Source organism: Bacteroides sp. AF39-16AC, assembly GCF_003602735.1.
In the GTDB taxonomy this organism is placed as follows: Bacteria; Bacteroidota; Bacteroidia; order Bacteroidales; family Bacteroidaceae; genus Bacteroides; species Bacteroides uniformis.
This window is the reverse complement of sequence record NZ_QTLN01000004.1, coordinates 26,967-52,695: the sequence shown is the minus strand read 5'-3', so window position 1 is coordinate 52,695 and position 25,729 is coordinate 26,967. Positions and strand designations below refer to the sequence as shown.

The window sequence follows — 25,729 nt, the reverse complement described above, 5'->3', positions numbered from 1 at the left end:
ATAAAATGCAATGAAAAATTAGTTTTGGGCACTGTCCCACCATACGGGTAAAGTCCATACGTCCTCGGCAGCATTCCAAAGTGCAATTGAAGTATCAGCTCCCGGAACAGTGGCACCGATAGCTTGCAGATTGGCCGTATTGTAGTTGAGTTCATGACTGCATTGCTGCCAACGACGGAACTGTTTACCTTGCGGAATATTCTTTTGGGCAGTAGCATCAACGCCATAGCGTGCAGGAATACCCCAGCCTAAGAAAAGCTCCGGATTAAAATCGTAGCGACGCATATCGTTCCAAATTTCCATGGAAAAATGCAATGCCAAACGCTTTTGAGTAAGAATCTTGCCCAAAGTAATATTCTCTTCAGTGCCAATACCATTGTTCAAATAGTTGTCAATGTCGGTTTGCGTCATAGGAGAGAACGAGGGGCATGCTTCCAAATTGGCATCTTCACGGCACCACACTTTCAACTTATCGTTCATACCGTCGATACTGGCTGCAATACCTTTCTTATAAGCATTAAAAGCCGCTCCTTTATTACCTTGGTTAAAGAGTACTTCAGCACGTATGAAACAAGCTTCGGCATAGGTTCCAATATAGGTGGGAGAAGACACGCGAGTATAGAAAGTTCCCGATTCGCGAGAGGCATCAGTACCATCGCGACGATAAAGTAAATCAGGACGTCCTTGATAAGCTTTACACTGACTGGTACACTCTACATAAATAGTGTCCCCCTTACGGGTAGAAGATTCACTGTCAATCCACCAACCTTTGGCTGCCGAGAAGTTCGAGCGCAACGGTCCGCCGGTAAGGCTGGGACTATCATTGCCAATCATGTCTACACCCATAGAACGACGCCAACCGTTTTTGAACTTCACCTCTGCGGGTGAATTACTTGATTGCTTCGAATATGCCCAAGGTAAAATCTTATCGGCACGCGGATCTTCTATTCCACTTCCGGCAAAATTTGTCAGATTATCGTAAAGCATCTTGGTAGGCATATAGCCGGCATTCATGCCACATACAGAAAAGAGCGGTGAATAATCAACCGGTTCGTCCCATCCCAATACATCATGCGAATTATTGGCATCAATATGATTGAATACGGTATTGTCGGCATTGCTTTGCTGAGCCTTGTCAAGACAAGCCAAGATTTCTGCGGCATCGTATTTCCCTTCAAGATAACTGCCTTCACCCTTTTTAATAAGCTTGTTAATGTAACGTGCTTTAAGTAAATATGCCAATTTAAGCCACTTGTCTACACTACCACCATTCCAAATATCGCCTACAGCCAACGAAGCTGTCGCAGACCCTTGCTCTTTTTGGAACATCTCGATAGCGGTGTCAAGATCGGCCAAACAGCCCAAATAGATTGTTTTTCCGTCATTATAGGTAGGAGTAACACCGGCTTCAGCCTCACTCGACTTGTAAGGCATTTCTCCATAAAGGTCTGTCATAAGCATAAAACCATAGGCACGAATTACGCGAGCTGCACCCACATAATGCCAAGCCTCGGCTGCCGTAGCCTTGTCAATCAAAAATGGAATATTTACAGCAGCTCCACAGAACCACCATTGGTAGGGAGTGGTAACGGCACCGGTCTGAGGACTCCAATAAGACATATTCCAATAAGTGCCGCCGTCATAATAGCGTGTCCAATCGCCCATAGACATACTGGAACGCCAAGCAGCAAACTGAGTGGCACTGTTGGTATAAAATTCAATATGTGCCAATCGTGAATCATAGGTCGCATTTCCGGCTGTGGGATTTTCGGGATCGACATTTACATCGAGCCAATCATTACACCCCGAGAACAAAGTCATAAGGGCACCCGCACTACATAATATCATAGATTTGAATAGTTTCATATTGCTTCTGTTTTTTAAGAGTTAGAAAGTAAGATTCAAGCCAAACGACATGGTAGAAGTGGCAGGTACACCGCAGTAGTCAAATCCTACTGATGATGAGCCACCTACACCTGCACCGGCGGCAGCCACTTCAGGGTCACCGTCGTAATTGGTGATGAGCAATAGATTGGTAGCAGCTACCGATACCGAAGCACGCTTTACAAATCCAATCTTGGAAAGCCACGTTTTAGGAAACTCATAGCTCAATGAAACAGAACGCAAACGCAAAGAGTTGACATCGGTAATATAGTTGGCTGACTCCTTGGAGTAATAGTTCTGATAGTAATCCTTAATGATGTTGTAGCCACTCATTTGTACTCCATTAAAAGTATAGGTTTTATCGGCTTCCCAAGTATTGGTCACTGGGTCACCATTGGCATTGACACCCGTTACAGTGAGAGAACGATTGCGTACATCGGCAGAGAACTGGCTCACACCGCTGTTATCCATAGCATATTGAGTACCGTTGACCACATCGCCACCTACACGGAATTCCCATAGCATATTGAAAGTAAAATTCTTCCAAGTAAGGGTATTGTTCAATCCACCGGTAAACGATGACTCACGATTACCTACTGCTACAAGGGTTTTGTCATAAGTAGGCATACCGTTTTTGTCGAGTATCACCTCACCGGCGTCATTACGTTTCCATTTGGTACCGGCAATACCCATAAAATCTCCACCGCTGAACGAGGCTGCCTGCATACCGGCATATTGCACATCGGTAACATACATCACGCCCATACCTTCGGGAAGCCCGTCCAAAGTACCACGATTACCTGCCATGTTCAAGCCAATGTCCCATGTCCAGTCCTTAGTCTGTATGGGAGTTCCCGAAATAGAGAGTTCCATACCTTTGTTATACACATTGCCCGCATTGATACTCCAAAAGATGTAACCGGTAGATTGCGGACCGCGAGGAGCAAGAATCTGATTATATGAATCGTTGGTATAGTAAGCATAGTCTATGTGCAGGCGGTTTTTGAAGAAACTCAATTCCACGCCTATTTCGGTAGACTTGGTCATTTCCGGTTTCAGTTTGTCATTACCGCGTGTCCAAGTATTTCCCACACCTACCGTACCGTCAAGATAGGTACCCGTAGGCCATAAGGCAGTTTCCAATTCGTACACACCGGTATCTTTACCTACCTTGGCCCACGATGCACGCAATTTACCAAAGTTGAGCACACTGTCATCCAGCCAACCGAGTCGCTGCAAGGCTTCAGTAAATACGAATGAACCGCTTACCGAAGGATAGAAGTACGAACGGTTTTCAAGAGGAAGAGTAGAAGTCCAGTCATTACGACCGCTCACAGTGAGATAGAGCATATTTTTCCATGATGCACGGAATTCTCCAAAAGCTCCTACCAAACGTTTCTTAGTAGCTGCATGTGTGAATTGCTTATTGTCTTTACTGGCATTGGCGTATGAGAAGAAATCAGGAACGGAAAAGTTCCAAGCCATCATCGAGCTACGGTCTGTCTTGGTTTCGTCCATTGTGGCACCCAACAAAAGATTCAAATCGAAATCACCGAACTTATGGCTCATGTTCGACATAAAGTCATGGCTCATATAGCGGAACTGCTGGGTGTTGTCACTCATCATACCTTTTTGCCACACTTGTTTAAGCACGCCATTGGCAGCCAAACGGTTGGAAGCAGTTTGGGTATAACGGTCAATACCTATTTTATAAGAAACAAACCACCATTTGGCAATATCGGCTTTTATACTGAGCATCCCATTGAAACGGTCGATGTCGTCATACATGTGGTTACGATTGACAATCCAATAGGGGTTGTCGCGTTCGTCCCATGGATCAAGACGATCGCCAAACAAACGATAACGGGTACCATCCTCGTTCTGATAGTGGGTCATTCGGTCGAAAGGAGACCAGTTGTACACACCATAAAGAGCACCATTACCACTCGAATTATAAAGCCCGGCACCCGTCAAAGTACGGTCTGTATGAGCATCGCTATATGCGGCACTGGCGTTAAAGGTGAAAATCCCCACCTTCTGCTCACCATTGAAACGGAAAGCATATTTCTTGTATCCGGTCTCGGGCACAACACCTACCTGATCATAGTAAGACCCTGAAAGATAGAATTTACTATTCTTGGTACCCCCGGCTACGCTGGCACTTTCATCGAAAATGTTTCCGCCTTGAAAGAAATCACCTATGTTATCATAAGTAGCTGCGTTCGACTTCTCTCCCCACGAAGTATAAGCAAAGTCATTAAACACAGTACCAGTATAGTTCTTCTTTGAATCATATTGGTCTTCCATATATCCACGGGCATATTGGCGTTGCGTTTGCGGCAGGCTCTTTACCCATGAAGCAGTAAACTTAGAATTGATATTCACTTCAACCACGCCCTCTTTACCTTTCTTGGTAGTGATAAGAATAACTCCGTTGGCTGCACGTGAACCGTATAAAGCGGCAGCTGCAGGGCCTTTGAGCACCGACATACTTTCTATATCTTCGGGATTTATATCCATCAAACGATTGGAAGTAGTAGAGGCAGAACGCATGGAACCATCGAAAGCCGAATTGCCCACCACTGATGAAGAGTTATCAAAAATAACACCATCCACCACAAAGAGCGGCTGATTGTCTTTGCCTTCAGCACCCGACGTTCCTCCACGCAATATAATCTGAGCGCCCGCACCAGCGGCACCAGATGACTGAGTAACATTCACACCGGCCACTTTCCCCGAAAGGGATGAAATAGGATTGGCAGTTTTCATCTTCATCAATTCATCCGACTTCACATCCTCCATTGAATATCCCAAAGCTTTGCGCTCTTTCTTGATACCCATTGCCGTCACAACCACTTCGTCCAGCGCTTGCGAGTCATCTCGTAAACTCACAGTATAAGTAGTGGCGTTCGTCACCTTCAATGTCACTGTTTTGTACCCAATGAAAGATACCTCCAATGTGCTACCCACCGGCGCCTCTACAGAAAAATTTCCATCAATATCCGTCACAGCGCCGGTACCAGAACCTTTTACTAACACGCTGGCGCCGATGATGGGTTCGCCTGCCGCATCTAAAACTTTACCTGTGATTTTCTTGGCTTGCTGAGTACTTTGGGAACTTAGCACACTTTCAACAGCTGCATTAGCAGCAAAAGGTGCAGACACCCCAAACAATGCAAGCAACACTAATGATAAGCAATAATTTCTTTTCATAAGCTCTATTATTTGGATTTGTTTGCAAACATATGAATTAATTTAGAAATTCTATCATCAATCGAATTAAAAAATACTAAATAAATATTAAAACATTTGCATTTATATTTTTGCAAAGTTTTAAATATCTATTTAGTAATTATTCAAAGCATTAACTCTTAATCATATTAATGCCGTACTTGTATATAATATATCTCAATGATGCGAAAAAACGAAAAACACATCACATTTATCATTTATATATAGCGATGTTTTGAACTATTTGATTTACGCATTAAAGCATATTCATAAATCTTTTTATATAAAAAGAACTTGATTACGTGGGGATATTGGTATGGATAAGGATTCTAAAAAGCAAATTAGTTAAAATGATTCATAAGTTCATCAAAAAATAGTGTTAGACTATTAACAATAATAAATTCCATATATAATCTACATTAACATTTTATTTTTCAGCATAAAACTAATATATACAAGTTTCACTTATAAAAACTGGTCTCTTTCCATGTTGTGGAATTTCCATATCAGTGGTGACATATATAATGGTACAGATTATTTCATGACAGCACGTAGCATGAGTGTGAGATTTAATTCATTGAAGCCTCTCAACGGTCTTCATTCATAGATGATGATTGGAACGGCCGGTTCGTGAAAATCGGCTGTTTGCATTCTACGCCTCATTTCCCTATCGGCTGTATTCTCCTTCTCACCTCTTTGGATATTTCCAGAAACATATAGTTCAGTTTGCCGGAATGAATACCTTCCTTATTCTGGGCATACTTCTTATTGGCATACTCCTTGGACTTGTCAAAGGTGATGCGCGACATCTGGTTCTGCGACTTTCCCACCATCGTCGAATCCAACTGTTCGTCCGGAAAGAAATCATCCAAATCCACATCACCAATCATGGTCGTTTCAAGGAAATTCATGTCTTTATGACTGGAATCCGTGTAGTATCCTACAAACATATGCCCCGGGGTGCGCACCAATATAGGTTCTATGTTGATGGCACGGAGCAGAGAAGCAAAAAGCACACTTCCATCCACACAGTTGATTTGCGAGGACTCCAAGGCGTCATCGAACGTGCGCACACGCTGTGAAAAGACCACATTGCTGGAAAGGCTCGTATTGGAGACCGAGCTATAACGGAACTTACGCTTCTGCAGTACATTCCACAAGGCATAAACCTGCCTGTCCACCACTTCGGTACCTCCCTGATAACCCAAAAACCGGTTGACGATACGCGTATCCAGCGCTTCACGCAACAGTTTGTCAATCATAGGATTCTCCTCATTTACATATGCTGCAAAAAAGATGCCGGTATCATGGAATTTTGTACCATTCGTGACATACCCCAACAGACATTCATTAATGCTGCGAACGGAAAAAGTACGCACCCTCTGCCCCAAATCCTTACCGTTCATCTCTACCATAACGGCCACACTAATGGGTTCCGCCTGGTTGTTATTCTTCAGAGCCTCATAATTCCATATGATATCAGGATAGATAATATACTCCGTACGCGGTTTTGCCAACACAAACTCCGACACTGAACGGGAAAAGAACGGAGTCTCCGCAACTTCTACCCGCACCCGGCTATAAGCATTCCTCGAACGGACACGGACAGCGATGCACGACTTCGGATTACCTACATACATGGAGTCTACCGGCACTATGACCTGAGCATCGGTGGTAGCCACTGAAAGGATACTGGAAGGGAATATATTACCGCCCAGCTCATCCGCGATATCAAAGCCCGAACGGAAAGGAGCCGTATTCAGCCAGACAGAGCCGATTATCACTAAAAGCAGAGTTCCCACAATAACCGGCAAACGCCTTTTAGAGAAACTCCTGATATACATAAGTTCTTTCATACAATTCAATATTTACGAAGCAAAGATAATATTTTATATGTGACAGGGCTTTTAGATAAACGAGAATTTAATGTAACCCAAATGTAACACTTGTTTCATCATTCCGTAACAAATTAGCCTCACTTTTGTACCCAGAAAGTAGAAATGGCCTGCATCTCAGCACAAGTTTTCATGCAAACATGAAAATTCTGCATTCGGTTTGCACTATTTTTGCCGATAAAAAGAAATAAAGTTTAACTTTGTGACAAGAGAATTGTTTTATCCTTGTCATACATAAACAACAAAGCAATGAACGATTACCGGATTTTAGTAGTGGACGATGAAGAAGACTTATGTGAAATTCTGAAGTTCAACCTCGAAAACGAAGGCTACGAAGTGGATACGGCAAACTCCGCTGAAGAAGCTCTGAGAATGGACATTGGCAGCTACAGCCTGCTACTGCTGGACGTGATGATGGGAGAAATTTCCGGCTTCAAAATGGCGAGCATGCTGAAGAAGGACAAGAAGACAGCCCAGATACCCATCATCTTCATTACCGCCAAAGATACGGAAAATGACACCGTGACCGGTTTCAACCTGGGAGCGGACGACTACATATCCAAACCCTTCTCGCTGCGCGAAGTGGCGGCACGTGTCAAAGCCGTACTTAGACGCACCCGACAAGGAGAAACGGAACATGCACCGGAACAGATTGTCTACAAGACGCTGGTACTGGACATCATCAAGAAGAAAGTCTGCATTGACGGCGAAGAGGCACCGCTCACCAAAAAAGAATTTGAAATCTTATTGCTGCTTTTGCAGAATAAAGGACGCGTATTCTCGCGCGAGGATATACTGAACCGCATCTGGAGCGACGAAGTATATGTGCTGGACCGCACCATCGACGTGAACATCACACGTCTGCGCAAGAAAATCGGAGTTTATGGCAAATGTATCGTAACACGCTTGGGATATGGTTATTGTTTCGAAGCCGAATAACGACAGACACTTTCTGTCCTTCAGCCGGAAACTTTTCCTTTCGGTCATCTCGCTGTTCCTCGTATTCGCCGCCTGCTTCATCGCCTACCAGTATCAGCGGGAAAAGGAATACAAAGTGGAGCTGCTGGACATGCAGCTGCAAGATTATAACGACAGACTGCACCAGGAGCTTCGCTACCTCCCCGACAGCCTATGGACTTCCATGCTGGACAGCTACATCTCCAAGCATGTGAACAAGGAATTGCGCGTCACTGTGGTAGACCTTCATGGCAACGTATTGTTCGACAGCTCCCAGAACGACAGCCATGAACTGGACAACCACATCAAACGCCCCGAAGTACAGAAAGCGCTGAAAGACGGCAAGGGCTATGACCTGCGGCGCATCTCCGAAACCACCGGCAAGACCTATTTCTATTCTGCCACCGCCTACGAAGGCTGTATCATCCGCTCAGCCCTCCCCTACAACGTCAACCTGATGAACAATCTGGCTGCCGACCCACACTACATCTGGTTCACGGTCATTGTATCACTGCTGCTGATATCCGTCTTCTACAAATTCACCTCCAAACTGGGCAGCGCCATCAACCACCTGCGCGAGTTTGCCAAAAGGGCCGACAAGAACGAACCCATAGACATGGACATACAAGCCGCCTTCCCGCACAATGAGCTTGGAGAGATTTCGCAGCATATCATACAGATATACAAGCGCCTGCGCGAAACCAAAGAGGCGCTTTACATTGAGCGCGAAAAGCTTATCACCCATTTGCAAACCTCCCGCGAAGGACTGGGCGTATTCAACAGAGACAAAAAGGAGATATTGGTAAACAATCTGTTCACCCAATACGGCAATCTGATTTCAGACTCCAACCTGCAGGCTACCGAAGAGATATTCTCCATCTGCGAATTCCAGAAGATAACGGATTTCATCAACAAGGCGCAGAAGCGCCCCTCCTACAACGAAGAACGAAGGATGTCCGTACACATCAACAAGAACGGACGCACCTTCATCGTGGAGTGCATCATCTTCCAAGACCTCAGCTTTGAAATTTCCATCAACGACATCACCCAGGAAGAAGAGCAAGTACGGCTGAAACGGCAGTTGACCCAGAACATCGCCCACGAGCTGAAAACCCCCGTAAGCAGCATACAAGGTTATCTGGAAACCATCGTGAACAACGAAAACATTGCACCCGAAAAGATGCAGGTCTTCCTGGAACGCTGCTACGCGCAAAGCAACCGCCTGAGCCGCCTGCTGCGCGACATATCCGTACTGACCCGCATGGACGAAGCCGCCAACATGATTGATATGGAAAAGGTGGACATCAGCATGCTGGTTTCAAACATCGTCAACGAAGTGTCCCTGGAACTGGAACAGAAGCAAATCACCGTTGTCAATTCCCTAAAACCGAAGATACAGTTGCGGGGCAACTACTCTCTACTCTACTCCATCTTCCGCAATCTCATGGACAACGCCATCGCTTATGCCGGCACCAACATACACATCAACATCAGTTGTTTCCGCGAAGACGAGAATTACTACTATTTCAGTTTTGCCGATACCGGCATCGGCGTTTCTCCCGAACATCTGAACCGTTTGTTCGAACGCTTCTACCGTGTAGACAAAGGACGCTCGCGCAAGTTGGGCGGCACCGGCTTGGGGCTCGCCATAGTGAAGAATGCAGTCCTTATTCACGGAGGCACCATCTCTGCCAAAAACAACCAAGGCGGAGGACTGGAGTTTGTATTCACACTGGCAAAAGAGAGATAACAGCCCGTTTTACCACACCAAACAAAATGCTTTGCATACCTCCGGAGAAGGTTCTTGTGGCAAGTGTGGCTTGTATTGGTATCTTTTCACCTTACCGACATGACGGATTGCTTAAATCGCCTTAAGTCACTATCAATCAGAGAGTAATTTTGCCAACCTATTGCCATGCTTTTGGCAAACTTTTGCCATGCCTATGGCAAAGTTTTGCCAACGCGGTGACAAAGTCTTGCCAAGAGGGTGGCAAAACCTTGCCAATTTGTCGGCAAAAAGAAAGAGAGCAGGGAAGAAAATTTATCACCCATAGAATTGTTTTCTCAAAAAGAATCCGTATCTTTGTCATGCATTGGTTCGCTCCCCCTCTTCTGGGAAAGCGATTAAAAGGGAATCAGGTGTAAATCCTGGACAGTCCCGCTGCTGTAAGTTTCGTGCAACGTTGCAGACAATTACTCTATGCCACTGGAATATTCTTCCGGGAAGGCGCCTGCAACAGAAACAAGTCAGAAGACCTGCCATGCATACTTTATCATTGCTTTCGAGGAAAAAGCGTTGAGTCTAATGAGCCGGACAAACCGTCCATCATTTCATTCATCAAACCTAATTCAGAGAAAGTAAAGAAGGTAATAAACTCTGCCAAGTTTATTTGATGATGTCCGGCCGAAGTGATTTCGTCCGGACATTTACATTACAAAAAGTCATATTTAAATTGGTTATTACATAGATTTTGTCTAAATTCGGCACATTAAACCGCAATAATCGGTTTATCCGTTAACCTATTGTCAAATTATTAAAGATACAGAGTCTATGGAATTACCATTTGCCGAAGCATGGAAAATCAAAATGGTGGAACCTATCCGCAAAAGTACCCGCCAGGAACGCGAACAATGGCTGAAAGAGGCCCACTACAACGTATTCCAACTCAAATCGGAACAAGTTTATATCGACCTCATCACCGACTCGGGCACCGGAGCCATGAGCGACCGCCAATGGGCAGGCATGATGCTGGGTGACGAAAGCTATGCCGGAGCCACCTCATTCTTCAAACTGAAGGAAGTCATCACCCGCCTCACCGGATTTGAATACATTATCCCCACCCACCAGGGACGCGCTGCCGAAAATGTACTCTTCTCCTATCTGGTGCACGAGGGCGACATTGTGCCGGGAAACTCCCACTTCGACACCACCAAAGGACATATCGAGGGACGCCGGGCATTGGCTCTGGATTGCACCATAGACGAAGCCAAACAGACACAGCTGGAAATTCCCTTCAAAGGCAATGTAGACCCTAAAAAACTGGAAAAAGCATTACAGGAACATAGCGAACGGATACCGTTCGTCATCGTCACCATAACCAACAACACTGCAGGCGGCCAGCCGGTTTCCATGCAGAACCTGCGCGAAGTCCGCGCCATTGCCGACAAGTACGGCAAGCCCGTTCTCTTTGACTCGGCACGCTTTGCGGAAAATGCCTACTTCATCAAAATGAGAGAAGAAGGTTACCGCAACAAGAGCATAAAGGAAATTACCCGCGAGATGTTTGACCTTGCCGACGGTATGACGATGAGTGCCAAAAAAGACGGTATTGTCAACATGGGCGGATTCATAGCCACCCGCCGGAAAGACTGGTATGAAGGTGCCAAAGGCTTCTGCGTGCAGTTCGAAGGCTACCTTACTTACGGAGGCATGAACGGTCGTGACATGAACGCCCTTGCTATCGGCCTGGACGAGAATACCGAATTCGACAATCTGGAAACCCGCATCCACCAGGTGGGCTATCTCGCCATGAAACTGGATGAGTACGGGATACCCTACCAACGTCCCGCAGGCGGCCATGCCATATTTGTGGATGCCCCCAAAGTGCTGACACATGTGCCCAAAGAAGAATTCCCGGCACAAACACTGACCGCTGAGCTCTATCTGGAAGCAGGCATACGCGGTTGTGAAATCGGCTATCTGCTGGCAGACCGCGACCCGGTGACCCGCGAAAACCGCTTCAACGGCCTGGACTTGCTCCGGCTTGCCATCCCCCGCCGTGTGTATACCGACAACCACATGGATGTGGTGGCAGCCGCTCTGAAAAATGTATATGACAAACGGGAAAGTATTACCCGCGGAGTGCGCATCACCTGGGAAGCTCCGTTGATGAGACACTTCACGGTACAACTGGAAAGGCTGTAAGAGATTTACAGACTCAATGTCAAGACAAAATCCGGAAACAAATAATAATGAATAGTGAACCGGCGTTTCTCCACCGTACGATATTCTTCGGCGGAGAATACGCCGCTTTCATTTACAGCAAAAGGCAGAATGCGCATGTGCCCGCGAAAATCAACCTCGGAAGCATTCAGGCATTTGAACATGGTCTCCTTAGCCGACCAGTGCAGCAACAGTGACCAAGTGTCGGTTCCGCGAAACACGGATGGCTGTTCATCTTCGCGCATGAATTTATGTGCCACCTTCCTTACCCGCTCACCATACTGCTCGATGTCAACACCCACTTCCCGACCCGGCAATCCCAAGACAACAGCCACATAACCTTTCGTATGCGAAATACTGAGAGAGGCGGAGTCATCCGCCAGATAAGGTTTCCCACTGGGATGATAGGCAATCTCTTTCTCTTCTCCCGACAGAGTATAAAGCAATACGCGGACAGCCAGCCACTCCAAACGGCGGTGTGCCGCGGTGAAGCGCCGCATACCTTCCCGGTATACTTCCTGATGAGGAAGCATGGCCAGCAATTCCTCCGGAGATTCCTCCGTTTTCCAAATTCCCCATCGACAGGGAAGAGCGGTATGTTGCAAGAAGAGGGGCACGGAACAATTTAAAAATTAATAATTAAAAATTAAAGGGAAGAAGAGTTGGGTTCTGCCGGGGCATTTACTGTGAACTTCACTTTCAGGATACGGCGGTTGTCCATCTCCAACACCTCAAACTCATAACGGCCGTAGGTCACCTTTTCATGGAGAGCAGGAAATTCCCCCTTCAGTTCCAGCAGAAGTCCGGCAAGCGTATCGGCATCCCCTGCCACCTCATCGAACGTTTCCTCGTCTATCTTCGTTATTTTATAGAAATCAGTCAGCTGGGTCTTGGCTTCAAATACCCAAGTGTGGTCATTCAGTACGGCATATGTACGTTCTTCATCATCGTATTCGTCATGAATTTCGCCCACAATCTCCTCTATAATGTCCTCCATGGTGACAATGCCCGACGTACCGCCGAACTCATCGACCACAATGGCTATATGAATTTTGTTTGCCTGAAAATCGCGCAGCAAATCATCAATCATCTTGGTTTCGGGCACAAAATAGGCGGGCCGGATAAGCGACTGCCAGCGGAAATTATCCCCTTTGTTCAGATGGGGAAGCAAGTCCTTGATATAAAGTACCCCCTTGATATTGTCACGGCTATCCGCATAGATGGGAATACGGGAGTAGACATTCTCTACGATGCACTTCACCACATCTTTGAAAGGGGTACGGATATCCAAGTCCACCACATCAAGGCGAGAGGTCATGACCTCCTTGGCCGTTTCCCCGCCAAAGCGGATGATACCTTCCAGAATATTATTCTCCTCCGAAAGCTCTGCCTTGTCGGTCAGCTCCAACGCATGCGAGAGTTCATCGACCGATATGTTATGGTTCTTGCGGACCATATGCTTGTTCAGGAAAGAAGTGGAACGCACCAGCATGGATGCCATCGGATAGAATACGGAACGGCAAAACGTGATACCGGGAGCGGCGAAGCGGCAAAAAGCCAGCGTCTTCTGAGCCGAATATATCTTAGGCATGATTTCACCGAAAAGCAACAGCAAAAATGTAAGGACTACTGTCAGAATGAGGAACTCTGCAATGGGAGAATGAAATTGGAACACATTCATAAAGAAGAAGTTGCAGAGCATGATTATGGTTACATTCACGAAGTTGTTCGTAATCAGAATCGTTGCCAACAAACGTTCGCTGTTGTCCAGCAGATTACTGATTTTCTCATCCGAAGGATGCTTTCTCTCCGCTATTGCATTCAGGTCTGACGGAGAAAGAGAGAAAAAGGCTATTTCGGAAGCTGATGCAAAACCGGAAACAAGCAAAAGCAAACCTGCCAACACAATGGCTACAACGGCCGAAATAGAAGGAGTCTGTACGGATATACCGTTAAAAACATCTGCCAACTGGCATAAATAAGCGTCTGGGTCCAAAGATTTTGGTTTTAGTTAAACAATTAGAACGGCAAGTCGTCCGTCGGGTTATCTTGTGCAGGGGCAGCCTGCGGTTGTACTGGTTGTTGTGGCTGGGGGGCGGCTCCCGCCTGCGGCGCATAAGGGCCAGCACCGGGAGTTGCCGTTCTCGGAGTCAGCATCTCCATATTGTCGACAAATATCTCAGTCACATAACGCTTGATGCCTCCCTGGTCATCGTAAGAACGGGTACGTATCTTACCTTCCACGTAAAGCTTATCGCCTTTATGCACATATTTCTCAACGATTTCGCCTAAACGGCCACGGAATATCAGGTTATGCCATTCGGTACGGTCCGGAATCTGCGTACCATTCTGCAAAGTGTATCCTTTCTCCGTAGTGGCCAAAGAAAGCTGGGCAACACAGTTTCCACCTTCATAATAGGTTATTTTAGGGTCTTGTCCCACATTTCCTATCAATATCACTTTATTTACTGACATAAGCTTCTATTTTATTAATTTGCTGCCAAAATTAACGAGAATATTCACACCATGCAAGAATACGAACAACTTTTATACATATTTCTCCAAGAAAGCATGTATCAGCCGGGGTACCGCATAACGGTCCAAATCTTCGACTGCAACCCGTTGGTAACTTGAGAAGGAGCTCGAATTATCGGGCAGAGTAACCTCGTAGAAGTTGGTGTAAATCACTCTGTGGGACAATACATGCTTCACCCCCCGAAGCAGTGTACGGACCATCCGCACCTCTCCCTCTGCAAACAGCGCATGAAACTGCGGACATGCCAGAAATTCCTCTTCGGATAAATCTTTTTCCGTTTCAACCAGAGGCAATTCAAAGAGATTTTTCCAGATATCGTCCTCCGTCCTCTTATGTATCAAGGTATGCGCGCCCATGCGTACATATATATAATTAAAATAGCGGTTGGTGGTCTTGGTTCTGTGCTGCTTCACGGGCAGTTGCTGCACTTTTCCTTCAGACAATGCCCGGCAGCTGCCGGACAAAGGACAAAACAGACAGTTGGGCGACTGCGGCGTACACTGCACGGCTCCGAAGTCCATAATTGCCTGGTTATAATCTGCCGGCCTGGATTTATCGAGCACCTCTCCCGCCAAAGCGGTAAAAGTCTTTTTCCCTTCGGTAGAATCAATGGGAACATCAATGCCGAAATAGCGGGAAAGCACCCGATACACATTCCCGTCGACCGCCGCATAAGGCATGTCATAGGCAAAGGAGCAGATGGCCGCTGCCGTATAATCCCCCACTCCCTTCAAAGCACGCACCTCTGCATAGGTTTTCGGAAATGTCCCCTTCATGCTTCTGGCTGCGGCATGCAGGTTGCGGGCACGCGAATAGTACCCCAGGCCCTGCCAATATTTCATCACTTCGTCCTCGGACGCAGCAGCCAGCGACGCCACATCCGGGAAGCGTTTTATGAAACGCAAAAAGTACTCATAACCCTGCGCCACTCTTGTCTGTTGTAAGATGATTTCAGAAATCCATATCAGATAAGGGTCCATGGTATTTCGCCACGGAAGGTCGCGTTTGTTCTCCGCATACCAATCCAACAATGTTCCGCTAAAAATATTCATGCTGCAAAAATACTTCATTTTCAGCCTAACAAAGCTTAATGCCAAGACTTTTTTAGAAAATTGTCCGAAATATATTTTTTAGAGCCACGGAAAAGCTATATATTTGCAGTCCAAAAAATTAGGAAAACTATAGTAATAATATTTTTTTTTAAAGAAAAATGACTAAAGCTGATATTGTAAACGAAATTACAAAGAACACCGGAATTGATAAGACAACCGTACTTACAACCGTTGAAGCATTCATGGACGCAGTAAAGGCATCTTTATCCAAAGATGAAAATGTTTACCTCCGCGGGTTTGGTAGTTTTGTAGTGAAGAAAAGAGCTCAGAAAACTGCTCGCAACATCTCCAAGAACACTACAATAATCATTCCGGAACATAACATTCCGGCATTTAAGCCTGCAAAAACGTTCACCCTCTCAGTGAAGAAATAATAAACAATAGTATTAACCCATAAAAATTTTGAAGCTATGCCAAGCGGAAAGAAGAAAAAAAGACATAAAATGTCTACGCACAAGCGTAAAAAAAGACTAAGAAAGAACAGACATAAAAGCAAAAAGTAATTTTTAGTCTGAAGGACAAAATAAAGAACAAACTTGTGAAGCAAAATGTCTCGCGGGTTTGTTCTTTGTTTAAGTAGTAAATAGAATCATTTAAAAGCCAATTATTGTGACAAGCGAACTCGTTGTAGACGTACAGCCCAAAGAGGTATCCATTGCACTGCTTGAAGACAAGCAGCTGGTGGAACTCCAGAGCGAAGGAAGAAACATCTCCTTTTCGGTGGGCAACATGTATTTGGGACGCGTCAAAAAATTGATGCCCGGCCTGAATGCCTGCTTCGTGGACGTGGGTTACGAGAAAGACGCTTTTCTTCATTATCTGGACCTAGGTCCTCAATTTAACTCGTTAGAGAAGTACGTAAAGCAAACTTTAAGCGACAAGAAGAAGCTGAATCCCATTACCAAAGCAACCATACTTCCCGACCTTGAAAAGGACGGAACGGTTTCCAACACACTCAAGGTGGGACAAGAAGTAGTGGTGCAAATTGTCAAGGAACCTATCTCTACCAAAGGGCCGCGACTGACTTCCGAACTTTCCTTTGCCGGAAGATACCTCGTGCTGATTCCCTTCAATGACAAGGTTTCCGTATCACAAAAAATTAAATCGAGCGAAGAGCGCGCACGCCTCAAGCAACTGCTGATGAGTATCAAGCCGAAAAACTTCGGCGTCATCGTCCGCACCGTGGCCGAAGGAAAACGTGTTGCCGAGCTCGACGGAGAGCTTAAAGTATTACTGAAACATTGGGAAGATGCCATTACAAAAGTACAGAAGGCCACCAAATTTCCGACACTGATTTACGAAGAAACCAGCCGTGCCGTAGGACTGTTGCGCGACTTGTTCAATCCTTCCTTCGAAAACATCCACGTGAACAACGAGGCTGTGTACCACGAAATCAAGGATTACGTAACCCTCATCGCCCCTGAACGGGCAGGAATCGTGAAGCTGTACAAAGGTCAACTCCCCATTTACGACAATTTTGGTATCACCAAACAAATCAAGTCGTCATTCGGCAAGACCATTTCATACAAAAGTGGTGCCTACCTGATTATTGAGCATACTGAGGCGCTTCACGTAGTAGACGTGAACAGCGGTAACCGCACCAAGAATGCCAACGGGCAGGAGGCCAACGCACTGGAAGTGAATCTGGGTGCAGCCGACGAACTGGCACGCCAGCTCAGACTAAGGGATATGGGTGGTATCATCGTGGTGGACTTCATCGACATGAATGAAGCCGAAAACCGACAGAAGCTTTACGAACGTATGTGTGCCAACATGCAGAAAGACAGGGCACGTCACAACATCCTGCCGCTCAGTAAATTCGGACTGATGCAGATTACACGCCAGCGTGTACGCCCGGCTATGGATGTAAATACGACGGAAACCTGTCCCACCTGCTTCGGTAAAGGCACCATCAAATCGTCCATCCTCTTTACGGACACCTTAGAGAGTAAGATTGACTACCTGGTCAACAAATTGAAGATAAAGAAATTCTCGTTACACATCCACCCGTACATCGCAGCCTACGTCAATCAGGGACTCGTCTCCTTGAAACGGAAGTGGCAGATGAAGTACGGATTCGGTATCAAGATTATTCCAAACCAGAAATTAGCATTCCTGGAATATGTATTCTACGACCTGCAAGGGGAAGAGATAGACATGAAGGAAGAAATCGAAATCAAATAAAAAAGACGGCGAAGGGTATTTATCTTCGCCGTCTTTTTTATCTCTTGCTTTGGGGGAGCTCTCCCCAAACATGCCTTTCGTTATAAAGCCAAACGATAGATTTCCCTGCAATCAGTCATGGTCAGCTTCACGTAGTTGCCAAGCAGTTCGCCTTTATTGCGCTGCAGACTGACGAGCATACGGTCTATATCGGGATGCTCGATGCCCAACTCCTTAAAGCTAACCGGCAAGCCCATGTAACGGAAAAAGTGTTTCAGTCGGGCAGTACCTGCCAAAGCCATCTCTTCCAAATCTTCGGACTTGGGTATATCAAAAATGCGGTGGGCAAACTGGGCAATCTTTGCCGGATTATGTTCCGCCATAAAAGCCATCCAGGCAGGAAAGATTACAGCCAAGCCGGCACCGTGGGCTACATCATAGATAGCACTGATTTCATGTTCCAGTGCATGGGATGCCCAGTCTTCCTCACGCCCTACCCCACAAATTCCGTTATGCGCCACAGTGCCACACCACATAATGTTGGCACGTGCGGCATAGTTGTCCGGTTGCTGTTTCACCCGGTAAGCTTCTTTAATGATAGCTGTCAAGGTACCTTCACAAAGCCGGTCGCTGATTTCCACATCCGGTGTATTCGTGAAGTAACGCTCCATGATGTGAGCCATCATGTCGGCAATACCACAAGCCGTCTGATAAGCCGGAAGGGTGTAGGTCAGTTCAGGATTCATGATGGAAAATACGGGACGCAAATGCTCGGGGGCACAGAGCCCCAGTTTTTGGAGTGTCTCTGTCTTGGTAATTACCGTATTGCCCGAACCTTCGCTTCCGGCAGCCGGGATAGTCAGCACCACGGCTACTTTCAACGCTTTCTCCACCTTGGCACGACCGATAAAGAAATCCCAAAAGTCACCATCATAAAGGGCTCCGGCAGCAATGGCCTTTGCCGTATCTATGACCGAACCACCTCCCACAGGAAGCATCATATCCACCTGCTCACGACGGCAAAGCTGAATACCTTCGTATACCTTCCCGTCAATGGGATTGGGCTGGACACCTCCCATTTCGCAATAAGCCACACCGGCTTCCTGCAAGGATTGCTTCACTCTATCCAGCAGACCACTCCGTACAACAGAACCGCCTCCATATACTATCATCACTTTTTGTGCACCATACTTACGCGCCAATGCACCGACTTGCACTTCAGTATTCTTGCCAAAGACAAACTCTGTAGGACTATAAAAAACAAAATTATTCATTGTATACCTTATTTAATGTATCGACTGTATCTTTCAAAGAAGCGTCCGAACGCTCCCCACTTCATCAGTCCTTTCTCAAAAACAAAAATACCCAGCAATGCACAAGAGATGCCCAGCATCACATCAATCAGATAATGGTGTCCCGAATAGACAGCCGTCCACCAAATACCGACCATAATCACCGCAAACAACGCTATCAACCACTTTTTGCTGCGGTCCATAACCGCGTAGGCCAAAGCCACCACCATATAGGCGGCATGGAGCGAGGGCACTGCTGCAAATACATTGGCATTCCTTCCGTAAATGGAGTTGAAGATGGAGCATCCCAGCAATTCGTCAAAACGTCCTAAGCCGGCCACATTGCCCGGAGTGTCGAGTATCGGCTCGAAACCATAATTCATGGCATACCAGGGCGGAGCAGCGGGATGGATGTAATAGCCGGCAAAACCGATGAGATTAACCAGCAGGAACACCATCGCAAAACGAAGATATATCTTACGGTCACCCTTCAGATAGAGCCACACCCCGAATGCAATGGGAACCGGTACCCAACAGAGATAGAATATCCCGGCAAAGAAATCGGCAACAGGACAATGGTTCAAAGCAAAATACTCACAAGGGATAAGGACAGCACCGTCTACAGACAAGCCAAAAAGGGATTTTTCTGCCTCATAAAGTCCTTTTACATCAATGGGATTCACCTGGTAATTGGGATATACGCGCATCCAGTCATACGAAATGCCGAATATGAAAAACGGCAACAGCGCCACTGCCAACTTACGGGTTGTCTGTCCGGCAAAGAACAATAACAGAAATACCCCCGCCATCAGGAAATGTTCCGGACGAAGCCCGATACAGACCGCTGTCAGAATCAGGAAAAACGCTGTGATGACAATCACCAGCACTGCCTCTCTCACAGAGGGAAACAAACTATTTTTCATTCCTTGTCTTTCAGTAGTTTATAGCAATGCGCCAAGCGGGCAAATGCCGTCAAATTCGCCAATATTGCAATCACTGCCATAGGCACAATTAGTATCAGCATCGGGTCGAATAAAGTACAATCACCAAAGATACCGCAGAACATGGCACCGAGGGCAGTCAGCACAACGCGTTCGGGACGCTGCATGAAACCCACTTTACACTCCAGCCCCAAACCTTCGGCACGGGCACGCACGTAACTCACCATCAGCGAACCTATCAGCGCAATGAATGTAATGATGGAGCCCCACAAATAGCCTTGCAGCATCAGGTAATAGAAGATGCCGAACAATGTCACGAGCTCGCTGTAACGGTCGAGTACGGAGTCGTAGAGCGCACCGAAAGTAGAACTCATTTTACCCACGCGTGCCACACGTCCGTCCATCATGTCAAACAACCCGGCAAAGAGCACAATACCGCCTCCCCAGCCTACATAGGCCAGTTCACCACTCTTGTACACCCCGGCATACACAAACAAGGCAGCCGCCACGATATTCAGCACCAGCCCCGTAGTCGTAATAAAGTTAGGCGTAATGCCAATTCTAATCATACCATGCACCACAGGATTGATAATCTTGTATATCACCTGCTGCAACCAATCTCTATAATTCATATTCGTCTTTTTTGTTCTCTAAATAATGTTTCAGAAAGCCTTTTATATTGTGATTACGATAAACGAAAAAACGTTGCAGATGGTAGTTCCAAAAAAAAGCTACCAGCACTGCTACTATTATCTTTGACAGAATAAATACATTGTCTATATAATATCCCAACAGCCCATTGACCCATGTCATGCCCGTAAGCCACTCGGTCAGTGCAAAAGTGCCCCAGGTATTCAGTATAATGCTGCCTCCCCAGACAAAGAGATATTTCACGGCAACATGCGTTTTCTTACAGTCTTCGGCATGGAACACCCATCCGTAATTAATGGCACAGTTTACAATGCCTCCTACCACGGAACCCGTGAATGTGGCATAAAGATAAAAAACAGCAAAAGCCTTTACCAGAAGGATAGTCACCAGAAAATCGACAAAGCTTGCGAATTGCGCAGAAATCTGGGCCTTGAAGAAGATCCAGACAGAATGGCGCCACGACACACCTTTGCCATTTGATTTCAACTGATTATCCATCTTGCCACAATCAAAATTATAAATCCGTAGACTCCGGACAGAATATCGTCCATCATTACCCCTATTCCACCCGGCAGACTTTCCATACGGCGGATGCCCAAGGGCTTGAATATATCAAACAAACGGAACAAGACAAATGCTCCCAATGCATACCATACATGTCCGGCGGGCGCCGCAAGCAAGGCAATCCACACACCGACCATTTCATCGACCACCACGCGCGAAGGGTCTTCGCCCCAAGATGCCTCCAGGCGGTTAGCAGCCCAGATACCGGCAAGTGTAAATACCAAAATCAATGCTACTGTCAGCCACAAAAGGCAGACACTTGAAACCAGATAAGACAACCCGAACCAGATAAGCGTAGCCAGCAAAGCTCCCGCAGTGCCGGGTGCAAAAGGAGAAAAGCCCGAGCCAAAGCCCGTACCGATAATGACTGGGAGGAGGGAGGGTTTCTTCATCAAAAAAGTAATGAGGTGATAAATGCGATAAAAACGGTAAAGTGATAAATGCAATAAAGTAATAAAAGTGATAAAGTGGTAAAGTGCTATCACTCTATCACCTTACCACCTTATTTCTATCACCTTATCACTGTTTTTTTAATCCAAATAACTTGGTGTAGTTTCACCCACCATGTTGCGGAGAGTCTCTTTCACCATGCGCCATTGCTGGAACAAATCGTGTACTGGCTCATGCTCAAAATCGTGCATCGGGCTCTTGCAGAAGAAAGACAGCCACGTCTGGATGCCGCACATGCCTGCACGCAATGCCAAATCACTGAAAATAACCAAGTCGAGCGCGATGGGAGCAGCAAGAATGGAGTCACGGCACAGGAAGTTAACCTTGATTTCCATCGGATAGCCCATCCAGCCGAAAATATCGATGTTGTCCCATGCTTCCTTGTTATCCTTACGAGGAGGATAGTAGTTAATGCGTACCTTATGATAAACATCACCGTACAAGTCAGGATATTTCTCCGGTTCGAAGATATTGTCGATAACAGACAGCTTGCTGACCTCTTTTGTCTTGAAGTTCTCCGGTTGGTCGAGTACCTCGCCGTCACGGTTACCCAGAATATTCGTAGAGAACCAGCCGCTTACACCCAACATACGGGTCTTGAACATCGGAGCAAGCACCGTCTTCATCAAAGTTTGGCCACTCTTGAAGTCCTTACCGGAAATGGGCACATTCATTTTCTTGGAGAATTCCCACATGGCTGGAGTATCCACACACAGATTAGGAGCACCCATAATAAACGGAGCGCCTTCTGCAATGGCAGCATATGCATAGCACATACTCGGAGAGATTACTTCAGTATTGTTTTCCTTCATTGCCTGTTCCAAAGCAGCGAGAGATTCGTGCTCCTTGGACAGAGGAATATATATTTCGGTACTTGCAGCCCACAGCACAGCAATACGCTCGCAGTTATTGGCTGCCTTGAAGTTACGGATATCCTCACGCAACTGCTCTGTCATTTCCCAGCGAGTAGCAGCCTTCTTAATATGCGTACCGTTCAAACGTTTTGCAAAATTGTGGTCGAATGCAGCAGGCATCGGCTTGATGGCTTGCAGTTCGTCTTTTACCAAATTCAAGTCTTTCTCTTTCAAAACCTCGGCATACATAGCAGCTTCGTAGGCGTTGTCCGGGAAAATGTCCCAACCGCCGAAAATGATATCATTCAAATCAGCCAAAGGCACTATGTCTTTGATAAGTTTCTCTTTGCCATCCTGCATGCGCATAGCAGCCATTTGTGTGATTGAGCCTATAGCTTTTGCCAAGCCCTTGCGAGCAGCTAATGTACCGGTAATCATGGTGGTTGCAACCGCACCACCTACTCCGACTACCAGCACGCCCAGGCGTCCGGTTGCCGGCTTAATGTTTTCTTTCATTGCCATTGTATTATTTAGAGTTTAAAAAATTGCTCAAATTTAGGGTATTTTACTCAATTGGGATTAGTCATTTTATCCGATTTAATGTCCTATTAGTAAGATTTAAGTTAAAATGTCATGTGTAGACTGATTCTGAGCCCGGATTTGTCTATATTTGGTAAATTTCGGTAAGTCAAACGCCATACATAATCGACACGCAATACTTTGAAAATATTTTCAACACCTACACCTGCCTCTACGTATGGCGTATGCCCCATTGTAGTGCTGCCGGCAGGAAAACGGAACAAATCCTGCTGAAAAGCCGGATTATTCTTATCACTCAAATTCCCATACAAGCCGCGACAGGAAAGCACTTCACGCCATTTCAACTTTTTCAACAAAGGAATACGGTTGAAGAGCCAGCCGTTCAAGTAATAGGTCACATCCCAGGAAGCGTATTCATCGTTCATGAATTCCATGGCATTCATCAGTGAATAGGACTCGGGCTGTATGGTATAGGACAAGTTCGCGTTGGGAATGACGAGCAAAGGGAAAGGAACCTTGTTCCATACTTTCCCGGCCTTCAGGATAACGTCCGTATAACCGAATGCTGAGAACCAGAAACGCTTTTGAAAACCCGCTTCCGTATAGTGATAGGTATAGTCTCCTCCCAGTACCCCTTTGGCAGCCATGGTATGTGTAAGCGAAAAGACCGGAGCATCCAGCGAAACGGGGAAACGGTTCCATTGGGTCTGGAAGAATTTCTCGTTGGGAGCATAGCGCAGCTTCAATTCCAGTTCACTGGTCGAAATACTTTTTACATACGTATTATGGTCGTCCTGCTTGACGAAAGGAATCAGATGGGATGATTCATCTTTACGCAGACGCGTCGTCATCTGTACGGAAAAACCGGAATGGAACTCATTGGTATAGGTCAGTTCCGCCTTCCGCTGATAACCGATACGGTCATCCTTCTGACGTTTCAAAGCAAGAAAAACATTGTCCTGACTGGTATAAAGATAGTGTTGTCCATATTGATTGACATCTGACAAGTAACGGAGCTTCAACGAATGTATAGGAAATTCATTGGCATATTCCTTCTTCTTATGAAAAGAATATTCCAGTTCGGCAAGTCCTTTTACACGATGGTCGCGAAAACCGTATGCCATATACCCCCTACCGAACAGATGCGGATTGAGCCATGCCGTCGTCATACCGCCGGCACGCAAGCGCACCCCTTCCAGTGTATTTCCGCTGATAGTGGTATTCATCATACCGATATAGAACAAAGGTTCTTTTTCCTTCGGAGCGGGAATATACCCCGTGAACAGCACCTTCAACACTTTCTCCGTCCAGAAATAAACGGGATAGCTGCGCAACTGGGCCATCATCTTGTCCACCGAAGTCTCTTTCTTGCCGACCTCCACCTGGCGGTTGGCATCCCAATATGCTTCCGAATAGCCGGAAGCCGATGTCTCTTCAATCACCTTTTCCGGTTTTCGGAAAGCCTGCAGAGCCTTGTCATCCGGTTCATACTGATAATTTCTGTAATACACATCCCGCTTGGCATAAATACCGTCACTATTGTCCACCAACTTGAACTCCGTAGTGATACTCTCATTGAGCAACTGCCTCGTACCGTCCTCCGCGCGGTCAAAATTCTGTTCAATCTTCATGTAGTCCACAAAGTTCAGATTTATTTTCTGAGGAAAGTTCATGACGGCACGCTTTACAAAATAGGTACTGTCCAGCATGACGTATAAATGTCCCGTAAAACCGAACGACTCGGAGTTGAAAGGGACAAATGTCAAGTCAACACAAGGCTTTCCGGCAACGGTAAGCGTATCCATCAGATAATATTTGTAGAAAGACGGCCCAAGGGAGGAAAGCGGACTGACAAACTTATTGGTGAACAAGGTGATGTTGTTCTCATAAAGGTCTACATCGGTCATGGTGACACTGATAGCCTGCTCCATACCCTGCTGGGAAAGCATTTCGTCCACTCCTGCCTGCCTGCGGGCGGTGACCCACTGTTTCCGGCTATGCGGAGACTTGCGGTAATAGTCTGTGGCAAGCAACTCACGGTTGGAGATGGCCAGTACCGGCCTGCCGGTAACGGCAGAGGTATCGACATAATCCGTCAGAAACTTGAACTTACGGTAAAGCCACTTCTGTTGCTTCAAGCTGTCGAAGTTATTGATGGCAAAAGTCATCTTTTCATAGCGGTCACGTTTCCAGAAGTCGCGTTCGTCGGGCGAGTAGTCATCCCGATGCTCTATCATCTTGCGTACAAACTCCACTGCGGGATTATCCTTTTTCTTATACCGTTCACGTTTCGGCTTCACCACCACCTCATCCAGTGCATAAGTGGCTGGCGAAAGGGCAATATTGAACTTAGAAGACTTTGCAGGATGAATCAGCCGGACATATTCATTATATCCCACGGCCGAAATGACCAGCGTGGCCTCCGGGCGATAGGTCTTGAAGGAAAAACGGCCGTTATTGTCCGTCATCCCTCCCTCCGTAGTTCCTTTCAGATAAACTGACGTATAAGGCAATGGCTCCTTCGTCAACGAATCGGTGACAACGCCTTGCACCATATATTGTGCTCTCAATGGAAGAGTAACCAGCTGGATAAGCAGAAATACCCTAAAAAACAACTTCATACCTTGTTTTACCTAATTTGGATGGCAAAGGTACGGAAGAAAACTTTTTATTAAAGTTCGGTTTTACGGAATAAATGTTCTAAAAAACTCCTTTT

At 46.2% G+C, this 25,729-nt stretch carries 19 protein-coding genes and 1 riboswitch; of the genes, 5 read left to right on the top strand and 14 right to left on the bottom strand.

Annotated elements, in window-relative coordinates:
- Positions 1–18: 18 nt before the first annotated feature.
- From DW039_RS05455 to DW039_RS05445, 3 genes are all read right to left on the bottom strand, one after another.
- Entirely contained in the window at positions 19–1,866 is a 1,848-nt protein-coding gene (locus DW039_RS05455; protein ID WP_057256388.1) for a SusD/RagB family nutrient-binding outer membrane lipoprotein, read from the bottom strand.
- Positions 1,867–1,887: 21 nt separating this feature from the next.
- On the bottom strand, positions 1,888–5,097 hold the full coding sequence (locus tag DW039_RS05450) for a SusC/RagA family TonB-linked outer membrane protein (protein WP_120381780.1): 3,210 nt from the start codon (positions 5,095–5,097) through the stop codon (positions 1,888–1,890).
- A gap of 677 nt (positions 5,098–5,774) precedes the next feature.
- Positions 5,775–6,971 (bottom strand): hypothetical protein, encoded by a 1,197-nt coding sequence (locus DW039_RS05445; RefSeq protein WP_009036798.1) that lies wholly within the window; start codon positions 6,969–6,971, stop codon positions 5,775–5,777.
- 288 nt (positions 6,972–7,259) lie between these two features.
- On the opposite strand from DW039_RS05445, the gene DW039_RS05440 reads away from it, so the two are divergent.
- The 3 genes from DW039_RS05440 to DW039_RS05430 all read left to right on the top strand — a co-directional run bounded on the left by DW039_RS05440 (position 7,260) and on the right by DW039_RS05430 (position 11,892).
- A complete protein-coding gene (locus DW039_RS05440; protein ID WP_005835972.1) occupies positions 7,260–7,949 on the top strand; it encodes a response regulator transcription factor in 690 nt (229 codons plus the stop codon).
- On the top strand, positions 7,924–9,717 hold the full coding sequence (locus DW039_RS05435) for an ATP-binding protein (RefSeq protein WP_005835971.1): 1,794 nt from the start codon (positions 7,924–7,926) through the stop codon (positions 9,715–9,717). The genes DW039_RS05440 and DW039_RS05435 overlap by 26 nt, the downstream gene beginning before the upstream one ends.
- 327 nt (positions 9,718–10,044) lie before the next feature.
- Positions 10,045–10,246, top strand: a riboswitch (cobalamin riboswitch).
- A 272-nt stretch (positions 10,247–10,518) separates the two neighbouring features.
- Positions 10,519–11,892, top strand: coding sequence for a tryptophanase (locus DW039_RS05430; RefSeq protein ID WP_016273374.1), 1,374 nt, complete (start codon positions 10,519–10,521; stop codon positions 11,890–11,892).
- A gap of 5 nt (positions 11,893–11,897) precedes the next feature.
- Here the strand turns inward: DW039_RS05430 and DW039_RS05425 are convergent, their stop codons facing one another.
- The 4 genes from DW039_RS05425 to mutY all read right to left on the bottom strand — a co-directional run bounded on the left by DW039_RS05425 (position 11,898) and on the right by mutY (position 15,498).
- The gene (locus DW039_RS05425; protein WP_005826741.1) at positions 11,898–12,527 is read right to left on the bottom strand and encodes a 4'-phosphopantetheinyl transferase superfamily protein; all 630 of its coding nucleotides are present in this window, start codon (positions 12,525–12,527) and stop codon (positions 11,898–11,900) included.
- A gap of 29 nt (positions 12,528–12,556) precedes the next feature.
- On the bottom strand, positions 12,557–13,906 hold the full coding sequence (gene gldE / locus DW039_RS05420) for a gliding motility-associated protein GldE (protein ID WP_005826743.1): 1,350 nt from the start codon (positions 13,904–13,906) through the stop codon (positions 12,557–12,559).
- Positions 13,907–13,929: 23 nt separating this feature from the next.
- Positions 13,930–14,385 carry a single-stranded DNA-binding protein gene (locus tag DW039_RS05415; RefSeq protein WP_005826745.1) on the bottom strand — a complete coding sequence of 152 codons (456 nt, stop codon included), beginning with the start codon at positions 14,383–14,385 and terminating at the stop codon, positions 13,930–13,932.
- A gap of 72 nt (positions 14,386–14,457) precedes the next feature.
- Positions 14,458–15,498, bottom strand: a complete 1,041-nt coding sequence (mutY, locus tag DW039_RS05410; RefSeq protein WP_120381824.1) for an A/G-specific adenine glycosylase — start codon at positions 15,496–15,498, stop codon at positions 14,458–14,460.
- Between the two features lie 158 nt (positions 15,499–15,656).
- Here mutY and DW039_RS05405 point away from each other — a divergent pair, with 158 nt between their 5' ends.
- Together DW039_RS05405 and DW039_RS05400 are read left to right on the top strand one after the other, a co-directional pair.
- A complete protein-coding gene (locus DW039_RS05405; RefSeq protein ID WP_005826750.1) occupies positions 15,657–15,932 on the top strand; it encodes an HU family DNA-binding protein in 276 nt (91 codons plus the stop codon).
- A 235-nt stretch (positions 15,933–16,167) separates the two neighbouring features.
- Positions 16,168–17,742, top strand: a complete 1,575-nt coding sequence (locus DW039_RS05400; RefSeq protein ID WP_005826752.1) for an Rne/Rng family ribonuclease — start codon at positions 16,168–16,170, stop codon at positions 17,740–17,742.
- An 80-nt stretch (positions 17,743–17,822) separates the two neighbouring features.
- Here DW039_RS05400 and DW039_RS05395 read toward each other — a convergent pair whose 3' ends face one another.
- The 7 genes from DW039_RS05395 to DW039_RS05365 form a co-directional block, all read right to left on the bottom strand.
- Complete coding sequence (locus tag DW039_RS05395) at positions 17,823–18,995, bottom strand: iron-containing alcohol dehydrogenase (RefSeq protein WP_117680499.1); 1,173 nt, start codon at positions 18,993–18,995, stop codon at positions 17,823–17,825.
- 8 nt (positions 18,996–19,003) lie between these two features.
- Positions 19,004–19,936, bottom strand: a complete 933-nt coding sequence (locus tag DW039_RS05390; RefSeq protein ID WP_120381779.1) for a phosphatase PAP2 family protein — start codon at positions 19,934–19,936, stop codon at positions 19,004–19,006.
- Positions 19,933–20,586 carry a CDP-alcohol phosphatidyltransferase family protein gene (locus tag DW039_RS05385; protein ID WP_005826758.1) on the bottom strand — a complete coding sequence of 218 codons (654 nt, stop codon included), beginning with the start codon at positions 20,584–20,586 and terminating at the stop codon, positions 19,933–19,935. The genes DW039_RS05390 and DW039_RS05385 overlap by 4 nt, the downstream gene beginning before the upstream one ends.
- On the bottom strand, positions 20,576–21,103 hold the full coding sequence (locus tag DW039_RS05380) for a GtrA family protein (RefSeq protein ID WP_005826761.1): 528 nt from the start codon (positions 21,101–21,103) through the stop codon (positions 20,576–20,578). The genes DW039_RS05385 and DW039_RS05380 overlap by 11 nt, the downstream gene beginning before the upstream one ends.
- Positions 21,088–21,561 (bottom strand): phosphatidylglycerophosphatase A, encoded by a 474-nt coding sequence (locus DW039_RS05375; protein ID WP_035449646.1) that lies wholly within the window; start codon positions 21,559–21,561, stop codon positions 21,088–21,090. Before DW039_RS05375 ends, DW039_RS05380 begins: the two co-directional genes overlap by 16 nt.
- A gap of 138 nt (positions 21,562–21,699) precedes the next feature.
- Positions 21,700–22,989 (bottom strand): inositol-3-phosphate synthase, encoded by a 1,290-nt coding sequence (locus DW039_RS05370; protein WP_008663727.1) that lies wholly within the window; start codon positions 22,987–22,989, stop codon positions 21,700–21,702.
- A 107-nt stretch (positions 22,990–23,096) separates the two neighbouring features.
- Positions 23,097–25,634: a DUF5686 and carboxypeptidase-like regulatory domain-containing protein gene (locus DW039_RS05365; protein WP_120381778.1), complete on the bottom strand. Its 2,538-nt coding sequence runs from the start codon at positions 25,632–25,634 to the stop codon at positions 23,097–23,099.
- Positions 25,635–25,729: the final 95 nt, after the last annotated feature.